Below are 20,321 nucleotides of genomic sequence, written 5' to 3'. Positions count from 1 at the left end.
AAAGTCGGCCATGGGACCGTTGCGGGGGCGTTCACAGGAGCTTGGACGGCTCCTGGAGGCGCTGCGCGCGGCCGGTGACGGCCAGGCGTCGCTGGCCGTCGTCACCGGCGAGCCCGGCATCGGCAAGTCCGCTTTGGTGCGGGCAGCGGTCGAGCAGGCCGAACGCCGAGGCTTCCTCGTGGCCAGCGCGGCCGCACAGCAGACCGACAACATCAGCCCGCTCGCCTCCCTCGCGCCCGCCCTCCGCGCCGGTCAGCACCCGCTGATCGACACAGAGCATTTCCTGGAGCTGGCAAGCCTCAACACGCAACCACTGTGGTTGGCTGAGCGCCTGGCCGACCTCATCGGCCGCCGGCTCGACGGCAGCCCCGCGCTGATCGTGCTGGACGACGCCCAGTGGTCCGACCCGCTCACAGCCTTCGTACTGCGCGTCGTCATCCCCCGCCTCTCCACCGCGAACCTCCTCTGGATCCTCGCGACCCGACCGCACCCTGGCGGCGTGACGGACCAGCTGACGGACGCCGTCTGCGCCCAGGTCCCCGTCCACGCCGTCGACCTGACCCCACTGGCCCCGGACGCCATCCAGGACATCGCGGCCGACCTGCTGCAGCGCCCGGTCGACCCCACCCTCGCTGTGCAACTGGCCGGCGTCCACGGCATCCCGTTCCTCGCCGAGCAGCTCATCGCCGGTCTGTACCTCGACAACCCCGCAGCCCCGACCGGTCCGCTCCCGCCCGGTCTGGTCGAGGGCGTACGGCGACGCACCAGCGGACTGTCCGAGCAGAGCCGGTCGCTTGTCCGGACCGCCGCGGTGTTCGGCAGCGAGTTCCGGCTGGAGGACGTCGCCGTACTCATGGCCGAGCCGGTGGCGAGACTGGCGGTGCCGCTGGACGAGGTCATCCAGGCTGGGCTGCTGACCGACACCGGCTCGGTACTGCGGTTCCGCCACGAGCTACTGCGGTCCGCTGCGTTGGCCGACGTACCGCCGTCCGCCCAGCGCGCGTTGCACGGAGCCATCGCCGACCAGCTGATCTCCGCCGGACGCGGGGCGGCTGCGGCGGCTCCGCACGTCATCGCCGTCGCTCAACCAGGTGACGCGTCCGCTGTGGGCACCTTGCGCAAGGCGGCTCAAGACCTGCTCGCCACGATGTCGAGCACCGCCGCCGAGGTGATCCAGGAGGCCTTCGACCTGACTCTGGTCGACGAGCCACTCCGGGCCGAGGTCGGCAGCGACGTGGTCGGCATCCTGCTCGCAGCGCGCCAGTACGACCGCGCCAAGGCCTTCGCCGACGACCTGCTGAGCGGTACGGCGCTCTACCGCGGCCCGATCACCCCCGACCTCACCGCATCACTCCGCCTGCTGCTGGCGCCGTACCAGTGGGCAGCGAGCCGCCTGGATCCCAGAGAGCTCACCGTCCACAACGCTGCGCCACATCTCGCCGAGCGCTTGGCCGCCTACCGAGTCCTAGCTGGCGCAGAGGCTCCTGGCCCGGCAGACGACCCTGTAGCACGTGCTGTGCTGCACGTCGCGGCAGCCGAGCACGCACGGGCTGAGGGCAGGTACGTCGAGGCCCGCGACCTGTACGTCGAAGCGCGACTAGCCGGCGCGGATCTGCCGGACACACTGGTCGAGGTGGGCGAGCTCTACTGCCGCGCCGAGACCGACGAGCTCCCGTCAGCGTTGGAGCGCGTGCGGGAGTTGCTGAGCGCCGGTGACTCGTGGTCAGCGCCTCAGCTCGCCGTACTGCGCGCCCGGCTCGAGCTGGCGGCGGGCAACCTGCAACAAGCCGAGGCAGCCGCCCGGACTGGTCTGCGCTGGATGGCCGACCTCGGCGACTCGACGCAAGCGCCGGTGGCTCACCAGGTGCTTGCCCTGATCGCACTGCTACGCGGCCACCTCACCGAGGCCCGGGAGCTCGCCGGGCACGATCCGACGATCAACGCGCTGCTTGCCATCGCCGACGGCGACACCAAGGCGGCAGCGCGGCTGCACGACGTACCGCTCGACTTTCCGGAGCGTACCGATGTGCTACTGCAGGCTGATGCCGGGGAGCAGTTGGCAGCCCAGGCTGCTGCCACGCCGTCTGCCGCCTTCCGTGGCGCTTGCGAGCTGGTGGCCGCTGGCAACGACCTGCGGCGGTTGCAGGCCGCCACTGAGCTGCTGCGCGAGGCGCACCGACCGCTGCTGCTGGCGAGTGCCCAGGAGCGCTACGGCCCGGCTGAGCTCGAGACCGGCGACCGCTCCATCGGCATCTCGACGTTGGAGGACGCTCTCGACGCGTTGACCCGGCTCGGCGCGACCGCACCGGCTGCGCGGATCCAGGCGAGGCTGCAGGCGGCCGGAGTACGGCGACGTCGCTGGGCCGCCGTACCGCCGCGAGCGCAGGAGGGGTGGGAGGCGCTCACACCGATGGAGCGCCGGGTCGCGCTGCTGGTGGCCGAGGGGCATACGAACCGCTCGGCGGCGGAGGAGCTCGTGGTGTCCGCGAGCACGGTCGGGACGCATCTGCGGTCGGCGTTCGGCAAGCTGGGGGTCAACTCCCGGGTCCAGCTGACCCGGCTGGTGCTGGAGAGGTTCACCCCTCCCCCAAACGCATGAGATTTGGGTGCAGGCGCGCGCCGGGTGGGGCGATCCGGCGGTGGCAAGTTCAGCTGTTCGCTCGATACGGCGGAGCGGCTCCAAGCGGTTTCCTTCTACACAAGCCAACCGAAGGAGATCGAGAAACATGACTGACAAGACCCCGACCGTCGTCCTGGTGCACGGTGCGTTTGCGGATGGATCGGCGTGGGCCGAGGTGATCGCGGAGCTGACCAGCCGGGGCATCCCGGCCGTGGCCGTGGCGAACGAGCTGCGGGGCGCGGGGATCGACGGCAGCCGGGTGGCCGCGCTGGTCCGGGAGATCGACGGCCCGGTCGTCCTGGTCGGGCACTCGTACGGCGGCGCCGTCATCACCAACGCCGCGAACGAGGCCGACAACGTGACCGGGCTGGTGTACGTCGCCGCCTTCGCACCCGACGAGGGCGAGAGCCTGCAGGGCCTGATCGGCGGCTTCCCCGCCAACGACTTCGCCTCCGGGCTCGTCCCGCACACCCTGCCGACCGGTGACGGTGGCGAGGAGACGTTCCTGAGCATCGCGCTGGACAAGTTCCCGGCGCTGTTCGCGGCCGACGTGCCGAACGCCGAACTGCTCGGCCGGTTCCAGCGGCCGATCGCGGCGGCCGCGTTCGAGGAGAAGTCCGGCCCGGCGAGCTGGAAGCGCCTGCCGGTCCACTTCCTGGTGGCCACCGGCGACCAGGCGATCCACCCGGACGGCCAGCGCACGATGGCCGCCCGCGCCGGCGCCACCACGATCGAGGTCGACGCCTCCCACGCCGTCTCGGTCTCCCAGCCCAAGGCCGTAGCCGACCTCATCACCCAAGCAGTCCGCTGAAGTAGTACGCCGGCCGACCCCGACCATCCGGGGTCGGCCCGGACAACCCGCTTACAGCAATCGGTCGAGGGCCGCTTGCCCAGCTGGTCCCCAGTGCGGCTTGCCGCCGGGGAGGCCCTTGTCGCCGTTGATCCCCATCGCGATCAGGAACAGGGCCCGGGTCACCGCCCAGCCGCGAGCTCGCCGTACCGTTGCCTCGTCCACCGGGTAGCGCTCGAAGAACCGGCCGGCGGCGCCGTCCGGGAGCAGGATCCAGGCGGCCGCGAGGTCGGTCGCCGGATCGCCGACGCACACGTCGCCGAAGTCCACGACACCGGTGAGTGTGCCGTTGGCAACGACCACGTTCGCCGGGTGCAGGTCGCCGTGCAGCCATACCGGCGGTCCGTCCCACGCCGGGGCCGCCACCGCGTCCTCCCACACCGCGCGGATCTGGTCGCGGCGGCCGACGTACTCGTGGATCTCCTCGAAGCCCAGGCCCCGCGGCAGACCGGATCGGTCGCTCACCGGCGCATCGGCCGGCGCCTCGGTGTGCAGCGCCTGCAGGAAGTGCGCCAGTACGTCGGCCGCGGCCGGATCCGTGATCGGTGCATGGTCCGCGGGCTCTCCGTGGACCCAGGTGGTGACGAGCCAGGTGTGCGGGAAGCGCTCGGTCGGCTCGCCGAACCGCTGCGGCACCGGCGCCGGCAAGGGCAGCCGCGGCGCGAGCGCCGGCAGCCAGCGGTACTCCTTCCGCAGCAGCTCCGGAGCGCCATCCTGGCGCGCCCACCGCACCGCCAACTCGTCTCCGAGCCGCCACATCTGGTTGCCCCAGCCGCCGACGACCGGCCGCAGCGGCAGCTCGGCCAGGTCCGGGTGTTGCTCCTGCAAGGCTCCGCGCACGAGTTCTTCGTCCATGGAGCGTCAGACGCGTCACATCCGGAGCTGGTTGGGAATAGGTCCGGATCGGGCCAGGTTGCCTCGGGCATGCGTATCGATGTGTGGTCCGACGTGGTCTGTCCGTGGTGCTACATCGGCAAGCGCCGCCTGGAGCAGGCGCTGGCCGCCAGCGGCGAGCAGGCGGAGATCGTCTGGCACAGCTTCCAGCTGGATCCGTCGGCCACCAACGACGACCCCCGGGACCTTCCGACCCGGCTCGGCGAGAAGTACGGCCGCGGCCGCGAGTGGGGCGTGCAGGCCAACGCGCACGTGACCGAGATCGCGGCCGAGCTCGGTCTGGACTACCACCTCGACCAGGCGAAGTCCGCCAACACCGTCGACGCGCACCGCGTCCTGCACCTCGCCCGCGAACTGGTCGACGCCGGCCAGGTTCCGGCCGACACCCAGGACCGCCTCAAGGAGCGCCTGCTCAAGGCCTACTTCACCGACGGCCTCCCGGTCGGCGACCACGCCACCCTGACGAGCCTGGCGACGGAGGTCGGCCTACCCGCCGAACGTGTCACAGCCGTCCTGGCCAGTACGACGTACGCCGAAGAGGTAGCCGCCGACCAGGCCCAGGCACTCGCCTACGGCGCCAACGGCGTCCCGTTCTTCGTCATCGACGAAAAGTACGGCGTCAGCGGAGCCCAGCCCGTCGAGGTCTTCCAGGAAGCCCTCCGCCGAGCCACCGCCGACCGCACCCCCGTAACCCTGATCAGCGCCCCGGCCACCACCTCCGCCTCCGGCCCCACCCCCGGCACCACCTCCACCACCCCCGACGATCCCACCTGCGGCCCCGACGGCTGCCCCATCTAACCCACCCTCCAAGCGGATCTCCCCGCGAAGTCCAGGCCCTCCCCTCGCACGCACCCGGACAACCCCCAACCCGACCGGAGAACCCCAGATCCGGGCGGACAACCCCCGAGCCCGAGGGATATCCACTGAACTCGGGGGTTGCCCCCTGAGATTCTCAGTGGGCAACCCCTCACCTCGGTGGATATCCCCTCGAAGCACGGGCTCTCCCCTCGTACCCGACCGGAGAACCCCCGAGCCGAGTGGCGAACGCCCGAGCCGGGCAGAGAACCCCCGATCCCGAGGGACATCCACTGAACTCGGGGGTTGCCCCCTGAGAACCTCGGTGGGCAACCCCTCACCTCGGTGGATATCCCCTCGAAGCACGGGTGCTCCCCTCTCACCCGACTGGAGAATCCCCGAGTCGACCTGAGAACCACCGAGCCGGGGAGAGAACCCCCGCGCCGAGCGGCGAACCCCCGAGCCGGACGGAGAACCCCCGATCCCGAGGGATATCCACTCAACTCGGGGGTTGGCCCTTGAGAATCTCGGTGGGCAACCCCTCAGCTCGGTGGATATCCCCTCGAAGCACGGGTTCTCCCCTCGTACTCGACCGGAGAACCCCTGCGCCGGGCGGAGAAGCCCCGAGCCGGAGGGATGTCTGCTGAGGTCGGGGGTTGCCCGTTGGGGATTTCGGGGGACGACGCGTCGGGTGGGTGGGGGTGGGGGTGGGGGTGTTTGCCGTGGGTACCGGGAGTCATTCGGAACGTGGTGTATGAAGGAGGCATGACTGTCGTGCGCGCACTGGCCAGGCCGTTGCTGTCCATGATCTTCGTCGTGCAGGGTGCGAACTCGATCCGCAACCCCGAGCCGCTGGTGCCCAAGGCCCAGCCGGTGACTGACCGTCTGGTGCCGATGGTGAAGCGGGTCGCCCCGCCGCAGGTCGGCGACCGGATCCCGGAGACCACGGTCAACCTGGTTCGCCTGAACGGTGCCGTCCAGGTGCTCGGCGGTCTCGCGTTGGCGACCGGCAAGGGCCGTCGGCTCGGTGCCGCGACGCTGGCGACCACGCTGCTGCCGGTTACCGTCGCGGGGCATCCGTTCTGGCAGGTGAAGGACAAGGAGACACGCGCCGCGCAGCGAGTCCAGTTCATGAAGAACCTCGGTTTGCTCGGCGGCCTGTTGCTCGCGGCGGTCGACACCGAGGGTCAGCCGGGGCTCGCCTGGCGGGCGTCGCATGGGGCCCGGGCGGCCAAGCGCGAGACCAAGCGCGGGGCGAAGGCAGCCAAGCGTGAGGCGAAGCAGCTCGCCCACGAGGCCAAGCAGGCGGCCCGGCTCGCGAAGGCGGAGCTCACCTGACCGGACGCAGCTCGACGCTTACCTGACCGGACGCAGCTCGACGCTGTGACGGTGCCCACGTACTCGCCCGAAGGACGACCGGGCCAGGTGCTCTCGTCGCTGCGGGTCCGCCCTGGGGTCGTGGCCGGCGACCTCCGGTTTGCCCGGGACGTCTCAGCCCGACGGCGACCTGCTGTCCTGGGCCAGTGACGACGGTCCATGGTGGTGAGACGGCCGCGCCTGACAGGTGGTGGACCTGAAGCCGGTCACGCTCGCCGACAAGAACCACCCCAGCCAGCAACGGTCAGCGGTCGTGGGACGGCAGCGCCTGACAGGTGGTGGACCTGAAGTCGATCACGCTCGCCGACAAGAACTACCCCGGCCGGCAACGGTCAGCGGGTCGTGGGACGGCCGCGGCTGGCATGTGGTGGACCTGAAGCCGATGATGCTCGCCGACAAGAGCTACCCCAGCCGGCAGCGGACAGCCGGGGAGCACCCGGGACGAGATCCAGGTGCTCGACTTCAGGTTCCCCGGCGCGCTCCCGCCGCCGGCGCTGGGCGGGACGCCGAAACCCCTCGCGCTCTTGGTTTCAGAAGGATGGGGGTGGGGTGACGCTCATGCCCTAGGCTCGGGGCAGGGAATCGAGCCGAAGGAGTGGGATGAGCGAGCAGGGCTGGGCGGCGCCGCGGGCTGAGGGACCGGTCACCGGCCGGGTCACGGTGCCCGGATCGAAGTCGATCAGTAACCGTGCGCTCATCCTCGCCGCGATCGCGGACGGCCCCTCGCATCTGACCGGCCTGCTCGCGGCCCGCGACACCATGCTGATGCGGTCCGCCCTGGTCTCGCTCGGCGTAGGCATCACCGAGAACGGCGGCACGGTCACCGTGACCCCCGGCTCGCTCAAGGGCCCGGCGAGCGTGGACTGCGGCCTGGCCGGCACCGTCATGCGGTTCGTCCCGCCGGTGGCCGCGCTGGCCGACGGTGTGGTCGAGTTCGACGGCGACCCGTACGCGCGGGAGCGGCCGATGAACGTCATCCTGACCGCCCTGCGCACGCTCGGCGTCCAGATCGACGACAACGGCACCGGCCGGATGCCGTACTCGGTGTCCGGCGCGGGCTCGGTCCGCGGCGGCAAGGTCACGCTGGACGCGTCCGGCTCGAGCCAGTTCGTCTCCGCTCTGCTGCTCGCCGGCGCCCGGTACGACGAGGGCGTCGACGTCCGCCACGACGGGAAGCCGGTGCCGTCCCAGCCGCACCTGGACATGTCGGTCGGGATGCTGCGCGAACGCGGCGTCCAGGTCGACGACAGCGAACCGAACCGCTGGGTCGTTGCCCCCGGCCCCATTCGGGCGACGGACACCGCGATCGAGCCGGACCTGTCGAACGCCGCGCCGTTCCTGGCCGCCGCCGTACTCACCGGTGGCGAGGTGACCGTGACCGCCTGGCCGGAGCGGACCACCCAGCCGGGCGGTCAGCTGCCCGAGATCTTCACCCGCTTCGGCGCCGAGGCGACCCGTACGGACGAGGGTCTGACCGTGCGCGGGACCGGCCGGGTGCAGGGGGTCGACCTCGATCTGGGCGAGGTCGGTGAGCTCTCACCGGTCATCGCGGCGGTGGCTGCGTTGGCCGACGGACCGTCGTACCTGCGCGGGATCGCGCATCTGCGCAACCACGAGACGGACCGGCTGGCGGCGCTCGAGCGGGAGCTCAACGCGCTCGGCGGCGACGTGACGCAGACCGCGGACGGCCTGGAGATCCGGCCGAAGCCCTTGCACGGTGGGCTTTTCGGCACGTACCACGACCACCGGATGGCGCACGCGGCCGCCGTACTCGGCCTGCTCGTCGACGGCCTGCGGATCGAGAACATCGGGACCACGGCGAAGACGCTGCCCGAGTTCCCCGAACTCTGGTCGGAGCTCGCCAGCTGATGTCGCGGTACGACGAGGAGGCCCGGTACGACCGGCCGAAGCGCCGGACCCGGCCGCGGACCAAGGACCGCCCCTCGTACGACGACGCCGTCATCGGCTTCGTGATCACCCGCGACCGCGGCCGCTACACCTGCTGGGTCGACGACCGCCAGGTCACCGCGATGAAGGCCCGGCAACTCGGCCGCAAGGGCGTGATCGTCGGCGACCGGGTCAAGCTCGACGGCGACGCGAGTGGCGACGAGGGGACGCTGGCCCGGATCGTCGAGGTGCTTCCGCGGACGACGCTGCTGCGCAGGTCGGCCGATGACGACGACCCGGTCGAGCGCCCGCTGGTCGCGAACGCGGAGCAACTCGTGATCGTGGTCGCCGTCGCGAACCCCGAGCCGCGGACCGGCCTGATCGACCGCTTCCTGGTGGCCGCGTACGACGCCGGGATGCGGCCGCTGCTCTGCCTCACCAAGACCGACCTCGCCGACCCGAGCCCGCTGCTCTCGATCTACCGCCCGCTCGGGGTCGAGTCGGTGGCAACGCACCAGAACGGCGACCTGAGCGAGCTCCGCGAGCAGCTCCACGACCGCGCCAGCGTGCTCGTCGGGCACTCCGGCGTCGGCAAGTCCACGCTGGTCAACGCGCTGATCCCCGGAGCCGACCGCGCCATCGGCGTCGTCAACGAGGTCACCGGCCGCGGCCGCCACACCTCGACGAACGCCCAGGTACTGCGCCTCCCCGACGGTGGCTGGCTGATCGACACCCCCGGCATCCGCTCGTTCGGCCTGGCCCATGTCGACCCCGACCACCTGATCCACGCCTTCCCCGACCTTGCCGAGATCGCCAAAGACTGCCCGCGCGGCTGCACCCACACCGAGTCCGCCCCCGACTGCGCCCTGGACGAAGCCAAGGACGTGGACCCAGCCCGCATCGCCTCCTTCCGCCGCCTCCTGGCTAGCCGCGAAGGCCGCGAAGGCCGAGAAAGCCGGGATGCTCCCCCGGCGGTCCCCGAGGCTACTTAGGAAGCTGCCCGTCCCAGACTGCTTTGGCGCCGGCGTCGCCGGTGCGGATGGTTTGGTAGATGACGAGTACGCCGATGACCACGACGGCAGCGCTGGTGACCAACTCGAGCGGCTTGCTCTTGGTTGCCTTGGCACCCTTTCCGCTGGCCAGCGCGGACGGCCCGCCGAGCAGCAGTACCGCAGCCACCGAAACCACGGCGAACACCAGGCAGAACCAGAACAGCAGATCGCCCCGCTCCTCGTGCACCCGCACTGCCTGCTCCAGCGTCGGCACTGCGGCGACGAACGCCTCCCCGCTCTCCTTCGCGACGTAGGCGAGCACCAGCGCACCGAGCCCGAGCAGCAGCGCCGGCCAGCGAAGCAGCCAGCGCCAGCGTGGCAACACCGCGAACGCGATCAGGGTGAGGGCGGCCACCGGCAGAACGACGACCGCAGCGTGGATCACCAGCACGTGCAGCGGCAGGTCCCCGAAGCGCTCGAACATTGACGCCTCCATGGCAGTCGTGAACGTGATCAGACACTAACTGCACGTTCAACGACTCGATTCGGTTCAATGCGTGCCGCAACCGTTCCGCAACCTTTGCGGACATCTGGTCCGCTGAGCGGGGGTTCAGGCTAGCCTTCCGGCATGCCTTCGCACACGGATGACCTGCGGCTCGCCCACATCCTGGCCGACGACGCGGACTCGACCACGATGGACCGCTACAAGGCGCTCGACCTGCACGTGGCCACCAAGCCGGACCTGACCCCGGTGAGCGAGTCGGACCAGAAGGTCGAGGACGTGATGCGCAAGACGCTGGCCCGGGCCCGCCCGCGGGACGCGTTCGTGGGCGAAGAGGACGGCACCTCCGGCTGGGGAGTACGGCGCTGGGTGGTCGACCCGATCGACGGCACCAAGAACTACATCCGCGGCGTCCCGGTCTGGGCGACGCTGATCAGCCTGATGATCGAGGACCAGGTGGTCGTCGGGGTGGTGTCGGCTCCCGCCCTCGGGAAGCGCTGGTGGGCGTCGTACGGCGACGGCGCCTGGACCGGCCGCGCCCTGCACTCCTCGCAGCCGTGCCGGGTCAGCGACGTGAGCAAGATCGAGGACGCCTCGCTGTCGTACGCGTCGCTCAAGGGCTGGGAGAAGCTCGGCAAGAAGAACCAGTGGGCCGACCTGATGGACTCCTGCTGGCGGACCCGCGCGTACGGCGACTTCTGGTCCTACATGCTGGTCGCGGAGGGCGCCGTCGACATCGCCGCCGAGCCCGAGCTCAACCTGTACGACATGGCCGCCCTCGCGATCATCGTCGAGGAGGCCGGCGGCAAGTTCACCTCGGTCGACGGCGTCCCCGGCCCGAACGGACCCAACGCCGTGGCCACCAACGGCCGCCTGCACGACGAGGTCCTCAAGCGCCTCGACTGATCCGCCGTACCAGGAACTCCGCCTCCACGGCATTGCTCGTGAACGCCAAGGCCTCCTGGTAGGCCGCTCGCGCCTCCGCGACCCGGCCGCACCGCCACAGCAGCTCGGCGCGAGTGGACGCGAGATACGGGTACGTCGCCAACGCGGGATCGTCGGCCAAGTCCGACAGCGCCCGCAACCCGGCAGCGGGCCCGTCGACATAGCTGAGCGCCACCACCCGGTTGAGCGCAACCACCGGAGACGGCCAGCGTGCGAGCAGCAGGTCGTACAGCCCCAGGATCTCGGGCCAGTCCGTGTCCTCCCATCGCTCTGCCTCGGCATGCACCGCAGCAATGGCCGCCATCAACCCGAACCGCCCAGCCGGCCACCCCAATGCCTCGCGCACCAACCCGAGACCCTCCGAGATCAGTTCTCGATCCCACAGCGAACGGTCCTGGTCTTCCATCAACACCAGCTGACCGGCAGCGTCCACCCGTGCTGTCTGCCGCGCCTGCGTCAGCAGCAGCAACGCGAGCAGCGCCGTCGCCTCCCCACTGTCCGGTAGCAGCAGCCGCACCATCCGAGCGAGGTCGATACCCCGCCGGGCCAGGTCCGGCCGCGACAGCTCAGCACCATCCGCAGCTGTGTGCCCCGCGGTGTAGACCAGGTGTACGACGTCCAGCACCGCGTCGGTGCGCTCCGGCAGATCGGTCAGCCGAGGCACTCGGTAGGGAATCCCGGACCGGGAGATCTTGTGCTTGGCCCGCGTGATCCGGGCCTGCATCGCGGTCTCCTTGACCAGGAACGCCTTCGCGATCTCCGCCGACGACAACCCGCACACCAGCCGCAGCGTGAGCGCGATCTGCGCCTCCTGCGCCAGCGCCGGGTGGCAACAGGTGAATACCAGCCGCAACCGGTCGTCCGGGAACACCTCGGCGCCGGAGTCCTCGATCGGGTCAGTCACCAGCAACGGCAGCTTCCGCTCGGCCACCGACGCCCGCCGGCGCAGCTCCAGCGCCCGCCGCGTGGCGACAGTCGTCAGCCAGGCTCCCGGCCGGCGCGGCACACCCTGTTCCTTCCAGTGCACCAACGCCTGCGCGTACGCGTCCTGGACACAGTCCTCGGCCAGGTCGAGATCGGCCGCGACCCGGGCCGTCGCGGCCAGGACGAAGGCCCACTCCGACGAGTGAGCCTCCGCCACGGCCTGGGCGACAGAGTCAGCCACCGTTGACGATCGGCCGGACCTCGACGCCGCCCATCGGCGCCGGCACCTGCTTGGCGATCTCCAGCGCCTCGTCCAGGTCGGCCGCCTCGATCAGGTAGTAGCCGCCCATCACTTCCTTCGTCTCCACGAACGTCCCGTCGGTGACGACGTACCCGCCGTTGCCGTCGGAGCGGATCGAGGTCGCGGTGTCGCTCTCACCGAGCTGCGCGCCGCCGCGCAGCGCCGCGCCGTTGGCCGCCGCGAACGCCTGGTGCCGCTGGTGGTTCGCCTCCGCCACCTCCGGCCCGGCCGCCGCCCACATCGCCTCGTTGTCGTAGATCATCACCAGGTACTTGCCCACCGATGTCACCTCTCCTGTGCAGGTCGGAATCCAGCATCTACCAACCCGATGCGCGGACACCGGCGAGATCGACATCCGACGCGGAGAATTTCCGGACCACGTAGGGTGGCTGGCATGCCCTTGACCTACCCCATCGCGGAGCAGACGCTCGACAACGGCCTCCGCGTCGTCGTCAGCTCCGACCGCGCAGTCCCGATCGTCGCCGTGAACCTCTGGTACGACGTGGGCTCGCGGCACGAGCCGGAGGGGCTGACCGGGTTCGCGCACCTGTTCGAGCACCTGATGTTCCAGGGGTCACGCAACGTGGCGTCCGGGCAGCACTTCAGCCTGCTGGAGACCGCCGGCGCCAGCCTGAACGCGAGCACCTTCTTCGACCGGACGAACTACTTCGAGTCGCTGCCCAGCGGCGGTCTCGACCTGGCGCTGTGGCTCGAGGCCGACCGGATGGGCTACCTGCTCGACGCGGTCAACCAGGAGAACCTGGACAACCAGCGCGACGTGGTCAAGGAAGAGAAGCGGCAGAGCTACGACAACCGCCCGTACGGCGACTCCTACGAGCGGCTGGTCAAGCTGTCCTTCCCCGAGGGACATCCGTACGCGCACATGACGATCGGCTCGATGGCCGACCTCGACGCCGCGTCGGTCGAGGACGTGCACGCGTTCTTCCGGCAGTACTACGGCCCGAACAACGCCGTCCTGACGATCGTCGGCGACGTCGCGGAGGAGGACGCCTTCGACGCCGTCAAGCGGTACTTCGGCCACCTGCCGGCCATCCCGAAGCCGCCGGCCGCACCGGACGGCACGATCGGCCCGCTGACCGAGGTGCTGCGTGACGACGTGGTCTCCGACGTACCGTCCGACCTGGTCACGATGATGTTCCGGCTACCGGTCGACGGCACGCCGGAGCTGGACGCGGCCGGCCTCGCGCTCGACATCCTCGCCGCCGGCCAGAGCGGTCGCCTGAACCGCCGGCTGGTCCGCGACGAGCAGATCGCGCAGTCGGTGTCCGGCGGCGCGCTGCCGCTGATCGGCGGCGTCTCGTTCGGCACGCTGACCGGGATCGCCTCGGACGGCGTGGACCTGCAGAAGGTCGAGGACGCGCTGCTCGAGGAGATCGAGAAGCTCGCCGAGAACGGCATCACCGAGGACGAGCTGGCCACCGTGCAGGCACAGGCCGAGCGGGACTGGCTGGAGCAGCTGGCGACCTGCGCCGGCCGGGCCGACGAGATCTCGCACCACGCCCTGCTGTTCGGCGACCCGAGCCGGATCAACACCCGGATCGACCAGGTCAAGGCGATCACCACCGACCAGGTCCAGGCTGCGGCCTCGAAGTGGATCCGCGCGTCCGGGCGCGCCCAGGTGACGTACCGCCGTACCGAGTCGGCAGGAGAGAACGCATGAACCAGGTTCTGACCACCCCGCCGGCCGTCGGCGCGCAACGCCCCTGGAAGTTCCCGGAAGCGACCACGACGACGACCGCCGCCGGGACCCCGGTGCACGTCTTCGACCGCCCGGGTCAGTACGTCGCCACCGTCCGGGTCACGATCGCGATGCCGCTGATCGCCGAGCCGCGCGAGCTGGAAGGCGTCGCGACGATCATGTCCCGGACCCTCGACGAGGGCACCGAGCTGCGATCGGCCAACGACTTCGCGGCGGCGCTGGAGCGGCACGGAGCGGCGTACGGCGTCGACGTGAGCTCAGACGCGTTGCACGTGGAGATCTCGGTGCCGGTGTCGCACCTGGCCCCGGCGGTGCAGCTGCTGGCCGAGGCGATCACCCGGCCCGCGTTCAACCAGGCCGACGTCGGCCGGCACGTGACGATCCGGCTCGGCGAGATCAACCAGGAGCGGGCGAACGCCGGCTACCGGGCCCGCGAGGCGTTCGCGGCCAACCTGTTCGACAACGCGACCCGGCGCTCGCGCCCAACCGCCGGGACGCCGGACACGATCCGGCCGCTGACGAACGTCCAGGTGGCCGAGTTCTACCGGGACAACATCGGCCCGGGCCGCGCGCAGATCCTGTTCGCGGGTGACGCGACCGGTGTGGACGTGGCCGGCATCATCGACGAGGCGTTCGGCGGCTGGACCTCTGCCTCCGGTCCCGCGCTGGAGACGCCCGAGCCGATCTACATCCCGGGCGACCGCGTCGTCCTGGTCGACCGGCCGGGCTCCGTCCAGAGCCAGCTGCTGATCGGCTGTGCCGGCCCGGACCGTCGTGACCCCGCCTGGGGGGCGGCCGCCGTCGCGAACCACGTGGTCGGCGGCACGATCACGTCCCGCGTCGACACCGTGCTGCGCGAGGAGAAGGGCTACACCTACGGCACCCGGACGAGCTTCGCGGCTCCGCGCAAGGGCGGCACGTTCAGCCTGGGTGGCGCCGTACGCACCGAGGTGACCGGCGCCGCGATCAGCGACGCGCTCCGGATCCTCCGGGAGGCCCGCAACGGGCTGACCGAGCAGGAGGTCCAGGAGGCGAAGGACAGCCTGATCCGGACCGCCCCACTGCGGTACGAGCAGGCCGACTCGATCGCCCAGCAGGTCGGCAGCAACATCGCGAACGGGGTCCCGATCGGCTTCGCCGACACCTACCTGGCCCAGATCGCCGCCACCACCGCAGAGGACGCCACCGAGGCCTACCGGCGGTATGTCGGAACCGACGGCCTGCTGGTCGTCGTCGTAGGGGAAGCGAAGGACGTCCGGCCGCAGCTCACCGAGCTCGCGCTGGGCGACCTGATCGAACTGGGCTGAGAGCGCCGCGCTCCTCTGCTCAGCGCCTGGGTTCTGAGCAGAGGAGCAAGACCATGTCGTTCACCGAGCGGCCGACCGACGCGACCGACCGCACCCACACCTTCTGGTCCCCGTCGTACCCGCTCCAGCCGGGCTTCCCGGACCAACCGGCGTACGGCGTCCTGCGCGACCACTCGCAGGCCACCGTCGCTCTCGTGCTCGGTGCGATCGCGCTCTGCACCGGTCTGCTGATCGTCTCGCCGGTCGCCTGGTGGCTGGGCAGCCAGGCACTCGCCGAGATCGACGCGTCGCCGGGCGTCTACAACAACCGTGGAATGGCGCAGGCCGGGCAGATCTGCGGCCTGATCGGCACGGCCCTGCTCGCCATCGGCCTGCTGTTCATCGTGGCGATGGTGGTTCTCGCGCTCGCCGTCTAACGGGTGATGTAGTTCGAGAGTTGCTCGCGTTCGAATTCGAGTTCGCCGATCCGGGACTTGACCACGTCACCGATGCTGACCAGGCCGACCAACGCACCGTCGACGACGACCGGCACGTGCCGGATCCGGCGATCGGTCATCAGCCGCATCAGGTTGTCGATGTGCTCGTCCGGGCTGCAGGTGGCGACCTCGGACGTCATGATCGAGCTGACCCGGACATCTCCCGCGTCCGGGGTGCCGTTCCACAGCCGCACGATGTCGCGCTCGGAGACGATGCCGGCCACGGAGGACCCGTCCGGACTCACGACCACGGCGCCGATGTTGTGGTCGGCCAGCAGGGCGAGCAGTTCAGTGACAGTGGCTTCTGGGGAGATGGTGACGACCTGATTGCCCTTGCCGCGCAGTACGTCCTTGATCTTCACGGAGCCTCCTGCAAATCGAGGGACCAATACCCCAAGGTAGCGAAATCCCAGCCCCAGCGGCAGCCCTCAACGATCACAGCTTGTGACAGCTCGTACTGCGTGAACCCCTTCACATGATCACTCTCCGTATCCAACCTCTTGGGTGCGTAGGGTGGAAAGGTGAGCTCAATCGTTCCGGGTCCGCAGAAGAAGATCGGCGAGGAGATCGCCGCGGCACTCGCCGGCGCCAAGCCCCTGAATGCAGGTGATCTCAACACCTCGGCTGCCCCCAAGGAGGAGCTGGCCGGGCTCGACGACTGGCCGCAGCCACTGCGTACGACGGTCGAGGCCGAACACGAACGCGTCACCGCCCTCGCCACCAACCGCCGCAAAACCGCCGACCTCGCACTACCCGCGGTCGTCCGCGGCCTCGACGAACTGCTCAACCAGATCGCCGACCGCCTCCAGGCCGACAAACCCGGCCTCCTGCGCAAGCCCACCGCCGCCACTCCCGATGCCCCGCTGGCCGAACTCCTCGGCATCCCCACCGACGAGATCACCCCACCAGACCGCTCCGAACACCGCGCCGCCGTACGCACCATCAAACAACTCCGCGGCCAACTCAAGGACATCGAAACCTCGACCGACCACGCCCGCCTCACCAGACTGACCACCTTCACCATCCGCCTGGCCGTCGTACTGGACGCCGCCCCAGCCGCCACCCCCCTTGTCCCCACCGCCCTCTCCCGCTTCGCCAACGCCGCCCCCGACTACCAGTGGGACTGGCCCTTCCCCCAAAAACTCACCTTCTGGCAACAAACCCACCAATCCCTGACCGCCCGCTAGGAGGCCGCTGACCCCCCGAATCGTGGAATTTGGTCCACTTGGCGTCCCGTTCACGACCGAAATCCACGACTCGGTGGCCGCTCGGCGCGTTGGCCCGGCGCCGACCAGGCCGACCCGTCACCGCGATCCGCGCATGCCGCCGGAGGCGGCCAATAGGACTGCCGCCGCGAAGCGGTGTCCTTTGACCGCCGCGGCGGCGTCCTTTGGTCGTCCCGCCGTACTAGCCCTTGATCGCGCCGCCGAGCGCGAACGCGCCGCCCAGCTTGCGACTCAGCAGCAGATACAGCAGCAACACAGGAGTCGTGTAGATCAACGAGTAGGCGGCCAGCTGGCCGTAGTTGGGTTCGCCATACTGGCCGAAGAAGGTGAAGATGCTGACCGAGGCCGGCAGCCGCTCAGGCGACAGCAGCAGCATGAACGGGACGAAGAAGTTCCCCCACATGCCGATGAAGGTGAAAATCATCACGACCGCGATCCCCGGCCACATCAACGGCAGCACGATCCGCCGCAGCGCCTGCATGTTACTCGCGCCATCCACCCACGCAGCTTCCTCGAGAGACAGCGGCACCCCGTCCATGAACGTCTTCGTCAACCAGATCGCAAAGGGCAGCGAAGAGGTCGCCATGAACATGATCGTGCCGCCGATCGTGTCGACCAGGTTGAGCTGCACGAACAGGCCGTACACCGGCACCATGACCGCGGTGATCGGCAACCCGGTGCAGAACAGCACGGTGAGCAGGAACGGCCGGTTGAATTTCGACTTGAACCTCGACAGCGGGTACGCCGCCAGCACCGCACAGACCATCGTGAGCAGTGCAGCACCACCGCACAGCACCACGCCGTTCAGCACCGGCCGGTACGTCGTGTCGGTGTTGAGGACCGCCTTGAAGTTGCCGAGGGTCGGGTTCGTCGGGAACTCGACCCGCAGACCGGCGGTCCGGTTGATCGACGCGAACAGCACCCACAGCAGCGGCAGGACGAACAGCACGCCGATCGCCAACAGGATCAGGTTGGCGGACAGCTTGCTGATCCGGTCGCGGGCAATCATGCGGCCTCCGAACTCAGTCCACGCAGGTAGATCAGCGAGAAGACCGCGCCGATCGCCAGCATCACCAGGGCGATCGCTGTGCCGTAGCCGATCTGGGAGAAGCTGAACGCCTGCTCGTACATGTACAGCGGCAGCGTCTGGCTCTTGGTGCCGGGCCCGCCGCGGGTCATTGCGTAGATGAGGCCGAACACGCTCAGCGTCTGCAGCGTGATCAGCATCAGGTTGGTCATGATCGCCCGGCTGATCATCGGCAGCGTGACCCACAGCAGCCGCCGGCCGCCGCGGGCGCCGTCCATCTCGGCGGATTCCTCGATCTCCTTGGGGATCTCGCTGAGCGCGGCCGAGTAGACCAGCATCGAGAACGCCGTACCGCGCCAGATGTTGGCGAGTGACACCGCGATGATCGGTGCCGCGTACAACCAGTCCTGGCCGGGCAGGCCGACCGCGTGCAGCATCACGTTCAGCGTGCCCTCGTCGTTGAAGAACGCGCTGAGCAGGTACGCCGCCACGACTTCGGGCAGCACCCAGGCTCCGATGACCGCCGTACCGACGAAGTTGCGAACCAGCTTGGTGGACCGGCGCATCAGCAGGGCCAGGCCGAGACCCAGGGTGTTCTGGCCGATGATCGCGGAGATCAGCGTGAACACCAGGGTCAGCCAGATCGCGTTGGTGAAGGCGCCGCTGCCGAACGCCTTGCGGAAGTTGTCGAGGCCGACGAACCTGACCTCGGCCGCACCGGTGCCGGTGAGCGCCATGTTGGTGAACGCGGCGTACAGGCAGTAGATGATCGGGCCGGCCAGGAAGACCAGCATCAACCCGATCGCCGGTGTCAGCGGCAACATCCTGAACAGCTTGGCGGCGCGCGGCCGCCCGCTCGGCCCGGACTTCTTGCCGGACGGAGCGGGCTTGGCCGCCGCGGGAGCGACTGTCGTCGTCACAGGGAGGGATCCTTCGTCAGCCGGGGGCTAGTTGACGGGGGCTCAGACGGGGGCTACTGCCCGCCGCTGTCCGTGGTCGTCTTGTCCTTGCTGACGATGCCTTCGACGGCTTCGTCATAGTTCTTGGCGGCCTCGTCCGGTGTGGACTGCCCGGTCATCACCGCCTCCATCGCGGTGATGATCTCGTTGGAGACCTTCGGGTACTCGGCGTACGCCGGCCGGTACACGGTGACCGACACCAGGTCCGTGAAGAACTGCGTGCTCTTCGCGGACGACTTGTAGGTCTCGTCGGACGCGACGTCCTTACGTACGGCGATCTGCGCGCCCTCGGTGGCGTACTTCGCCGCGTTCTTCTGGGTCTGCAGCGTCTTGATCAGGTTCCAGGCCGCGTCCGGGTTCTTCGACTTGGCCGGGATCGCCCAGGTCCAGCCGCCGGAGAGGCTGACCTTGCCCTTGCCGCCGCCGTCCTGCGTCGGCATCGCGGTCTGGCCGAGCACCTCGCTCCACTGCGGCCACGGCTTGGCGCCGGTCTTCTGCCAGTTGCCGTAGATCCAGGAGCCGTCCAGCGCGATCGCCAGCTTGCCGCCCGGCAGCAGCTCGGTGCCGACCTTGCTGCCCATGTTCGGGTCGAGCGCCTGCTTCGGCGTCGGCGCAAGGCCCTCGGAGTAGATGGTCTTGATGAAGTTCAGCGAGTCCTTGAAGCCCTGGCTGCCGACGACCCACTTCTGCTGGTCGTTGTTGTACAGCGAGTCCTTGGTGCCGTACAGCAACATCTCGAAGCCCTGCATGGCCGAGGCCTCACCCATCGGCTTGCCCGAGTACACGTTCAGCGGGATGACACCGGGGACCTTCTCCTTGATGGTCCGGGCCGCGCTGAGGACGTCGTCCCAGGTCTTCGGCTGCCAATCGGCGGGCAGGCCGGCCTTCGCGAACAGCTGCTTGTTGTACCAGAGGGCCCGCGTGTCGGTGCCGTCCGGGACGCCGTACGTCTTGCCGTCGAGCGCCTTGGCCGCGCCCTTGGCGGTGTCCTCGAACTGGCCCCACTGGTCCCAGTTCTTGATGTAGTCGTCCAGCGGCCGCAGGTAGCCGGCAGTGATGTCGGAGTTGATCAGGAACGTGTCCTCGTAGACCACGTCCGGCGCCGTGTTCGGCGACCGCATCATCAGCTGCAGCTTGGTGTAGTAGTCGTTCTCACTGGCCACGATGGGCAGGATCTCGACGGTGGAACCGGGGTTGGCCGACTCGTACTCGGTCTTGACGCCGGCGAGGAAGTTCTTCATCACCGTGCCCGGGCCCCACTGCTGGTACGCGATCTTGATGTTCGCCGGGCCGGCGCTCTGCGAGCCACCCGCCTCCGGCTCCTTCGTCGTCGACCCCTGGCTGCAGGCCGAGACCGCCAGCAGCAGCGCACTCACTGCGGCAGCTGCTTTGAAACGTTTCCTTGTCACCATCACGTCCACCTTCGGGCAATCGTTGTCATCCCGGTACCACGACCCAAACCCGCTGGGCTTTTTGCGACCGTAGGAGGCCGAGGCGGCCGAAGTCAATGCTTGACAGA

19 protein-coding genes are annotated in these 20,321 nt (G+C 69.5%); 11 read left to right on the top strand and 8 right to left on the bottom strand.

The window, feature by feature from the left end; genetic code table 11:
• Window positions 1–10: 10 nt before the first annotated feature.
• Together ACIBGM_RS34825 and ACIBGM_RS34820 are read left to right on the top strand one after the other, a co-directional pair.
• Window positions 11–2,599, top strand: a complete 2,589-nt coding sequence (locus ACIBGM_RS34825; RefSeq protein WP_396387948.1) for an ATP-binding protein — start codon at window positions 11–13, stop codon at window positions 2,597–2,599.
• 127 nt (window positions 2,600–2,726) lie between these two features.
• Complete coding sequence (locus ACIBGM_RS34820) at window positions 2,727–3,431, top strand: alpha/beta hydrolase (RefSeq protein WP_360535341.1); 705 nt, start codon at window positions 2,727–2,729, stop codon at window positions 3,429–3,431.
• Between the two features lie 51 nt (window positions 3,432–3,482).
• On the opposite strand, the gene ACIBGM_RS34815 is transcribed toward ACIBGM_RS34820, so the two are convergent.
• Complete coding sequence (locus ACIBGM_RS34815) at window positions 3,483–4,325, bottom strand: aminoglycoside phosphotransferase family protein (protein ID WP_396387947.1); 843 nt, start codon at window positions 4,323–4,325, stop codon at window positions 3,483–3,485.
• A gap of 69 nt (window positions 4,326–4,394) precedes the next feature.
• Between ACIBGM_RS34815 and ACIBGM_RS34810 the strand changes: the two genes are divergently transcribed.
• The 4 genes from ACIBGM_RS34810 (at window position 4,395) to rsgA (ending at window position 9,415) form a co-directional block, all read left to right on the top strand.
• Window positions 4,395–5,162: a DsbA family oxidoreductase gene (locus ACIBGM_RS34810; protein ID WP_396387946.1), complete on the top strand. Its 768-nt coding sequence runs from the start codon at window positions 4,395–4,397 to the stop codon at window positions 5,160–5,162.
• Between the two features lie 762 nt (window positions 5,163–5,924).
• Window positions 5,925–6,497: a DoxX family protein gene (locus ACIBGM_RS34805; protein WP_360535334.1), complete on the top strand. Its 573-nt coding sequence runs from the start codon at window positions 5,925–5,927 to the stop codon at window positions 6,495–6,497.
• A 639-nt stretch (window positions 6,498–7,136) separates the two neighbouring features.
• Window positions 7,137–8,405, top strand: coding sequence for a 3-phosphoshikimate 1-carboxyvinyltransferase (gene aroA, locus ACIBGM_RS34800; RefSeq protein WP_396387945.1), 1,269 nt, complete (start codon window positions 7,137–7,139; stop codon window positions 8,403–8,405).
• Entirely contained in the window at window positions 8,405–9,415 is a 1,011-nt protein-coding gene (rsgA, locus tag ACIBGM_RS34795; protein WP_396387944.1) for a ribosome small subunit-dependent GTPase A, read from the top strand. Before aroA ends, rsgA begins: the two co-directional genes overlap by 1 nt.
• On the opposite strand, the gene ACIBGM_RS34790 is transcribed toward rsgA, so the two are convergent.
• Window positions 9,408–9,899, bottom strand: coding sequence for a DUF2231 domain-containing protein (locus ACIBGM_RS34790; protein WP_396387943.1), 492 nt, complete (start codon window positions 9,897–9,899; stop codon window positions 9,408–9,410). The two genes, rsgA and ACIBGM_RS34790, sit on opposite strands and share 8 nt — an antisense overlap.
• A gap of 144 nt (window positions 9,900–10,043) precedes the next feature.
• On the opposite strand from ACIBGM_RS34790, the gene hisN reads away from it, so the two are divergent.
• Window positions 10,044–10,823, top strand: a complete 780-nt coding sequence (gene hisN / locus ACIBGM_RS34785) for a histidinol-phosphatase (RefSeq protein ID WP_396387942.1) — start codon at window positions 10,044–10,046, stop codon at window positions 10,821–10,823.
• Here hisN and ACIBGM_RS34780 read toward each other — a convergent pair.
• Together ACIBGM_RS34780 and ACIBGM_RS34775 are read right to left on the bottom strand one after the other, a co-directional pair.
• Window positions 10,807–12,027 carry an RNA polymerase sigma factor gene (locus ACIBGM_RS34780; RefSeq protein WP_396387941.1) on the bottom strand — a complete coding sequence of 407 codons (1,221 nt, stop codon included), beginning with the start codon at window positions 12,025–12,027 and terminating at the stop codon, window positions 10,807–10,809. The genes hisN and ACIBGM_RS34780 overlap by 17 nt on opposite strands.
• Window positions 12,020–12,367: a YciI family protein gene (locus tag ACIBGM_RS34775; RefSeq protein ID WP_360535321.1), complete on the bottom strand. Its 348-nt coding sequence runs from the start codon at window positions 12,365–12,367 to the stop codon at window positions 12,020–12,022. The genes ACIBGM_RS34780 and ACIBGM_RS34775 overlap by 8 nt, the downstream gene beginning before the upstream one ends.
• 114 nt (window positions 12,368–12,481) lie before the next feature.
• Here ACIBGM_RS34775 and ACIBGM_RS34770 point away from each other — a divergent pair, with 114 nt between their 5' ends.
• The 3 genes from ACIBGM_RS34770 to ACIBGM_RS34760 are packed head-to-tail and all read left to right on the top strand — an operon-like array spanning window position 12,482 to window position 15,530.
• Window positions 12,482–13,768 (top strand): pitrilysin family protein, encoded by a 1,287-nt coding sequence (locus tag ACIBGM_RS34770; RefSeq protein WP_360535319.1) that lies wholly within the window; start codon window positions 12,482–12,484, stop codon window positions 13,766–13,768.
• Window positions 13,765–15,114 carry a pitrilysin family protein gene (locus ACIBGM_RS34765; protein ID WP_360535317.1) on the top strand — a complete coding sequence of 450 codons (1,350 nt, stop codon included), beginning with the start codon at window positions 13,765–13,767 and terminating at the stop codon, window positions 15,112–15,114. Before ACIBGM_RS34770 ends, ACIBGM_RS34765 begins: the two co-directional genes overlap by 4 nt.
• A 53-nt stretch (window positions 15,115–15,167) precedes the next feature.
• A complete protein-coding gene (locus ACIBGM_RS34760; RefSeq protein WP_360535315.1) occupies window positions 15,168–15,530 on the top strand; it encodes a DUF4190 domain-containing protein in 363 nt (120 codons plus the stop codon).
• Here the strand turns inward: ACIBGM_RS34760 and ACIBGM_RS34755 are convergent.
• Window positions 15,527–15,952, bottom strand: coding sequence for a CBS domain-containing protein (locus ACIBGM_RS34755; protein WP_360535313.1), 426 nt, complete (start codon window positions 15,950–15,952; stop codon window positions 15,527–15,529). The genes ACIBGM_RS34760 and ACIBGM_RS34755 overlap by 4 nt on opposite strands.
• 159 nt (window positions 15,953–16,111) lie before the next feature.
• Between ACIBGM_RS34755 and ACIBGM_RS34750 the strand changes: the two genes are divergently transcribed.
• Window positions 16,112–16,777, top strand: coding sequence for a hypothetical protein (locus ACIBGM_RS34750; RefSeq protein ID WP_396387940.1), 666 nt, complete (start codon window positions 16,112–16,114; stop codon window positions 16,775–16,777).
• Between the two features lie 220 nt (window positions 16,778–16,997).
• Here the strand turns inward: ACIBGM_RS34750 and ACIBGM_RS34745 are convergent, their stop codons facing one another.
• Genes ACIBGM_RS34745 through ACIBGM_RS34735 form a run of 3 tightly spaced genes read right to left on the bottom strand, consistent with a single transcriptional unit; the run spans window position 16,998 to window position 20,178 of the window.
• Window positions 16,998–17,825 (bottom strand): carbohydrate ABC transporter permease, encoded by an 828-nt coding sequence (locus ACIBGM_RS34745; RefSeq protein ID WP_360535309.1) that lies wholly within the window; start codon window positions 17,823–17,825, stop codon window positions 16,998–17,000.
• Window positions 17,822–18,763 (bottom strand): sugar ABC transporter permease, encoded by a 942-nt coding sequence (locus ACIBGM_RS34740; protein ID WP_360535307.1) that lies wholly within the window; start codon window positions 18,761–18,763, stop codon window positions 17,822–17,824. The genes ACIBGM_RS34745 and ACIBGM_RS34740 overlap by 4 nt, the downstream gene beginning before the upstream one ends.
• 53 nt (window positions 18,764–18,816) lie before the next feature.
• Window positions 18,817–20,178: an extracellular solute-binding protein gene (locus tag ACIBGM_RS34735; protein WP_360535305.1), complete on the bottom strand. Its 1,362-nt coding sequence runs from the start codon at window positions 20,176–20,178 to the stop codon at window positions 18,817–18,819.
• Between the last annotated feature and the right edge of the window lie 143 nt (window positions 20,179–20,321).

Origin of the sequence: Kribbella sp. NPDC050470, from assembly GCF_044458365.1 — a bacterium.
GTDB lineage: Bacteria > Actinomycetota > Actinomycetes > Propionibacteriales > Kribbellaceae > Kribbella.
This window is presented reverse-complemented; position numbering and strand designations above follow the sequence as displayed.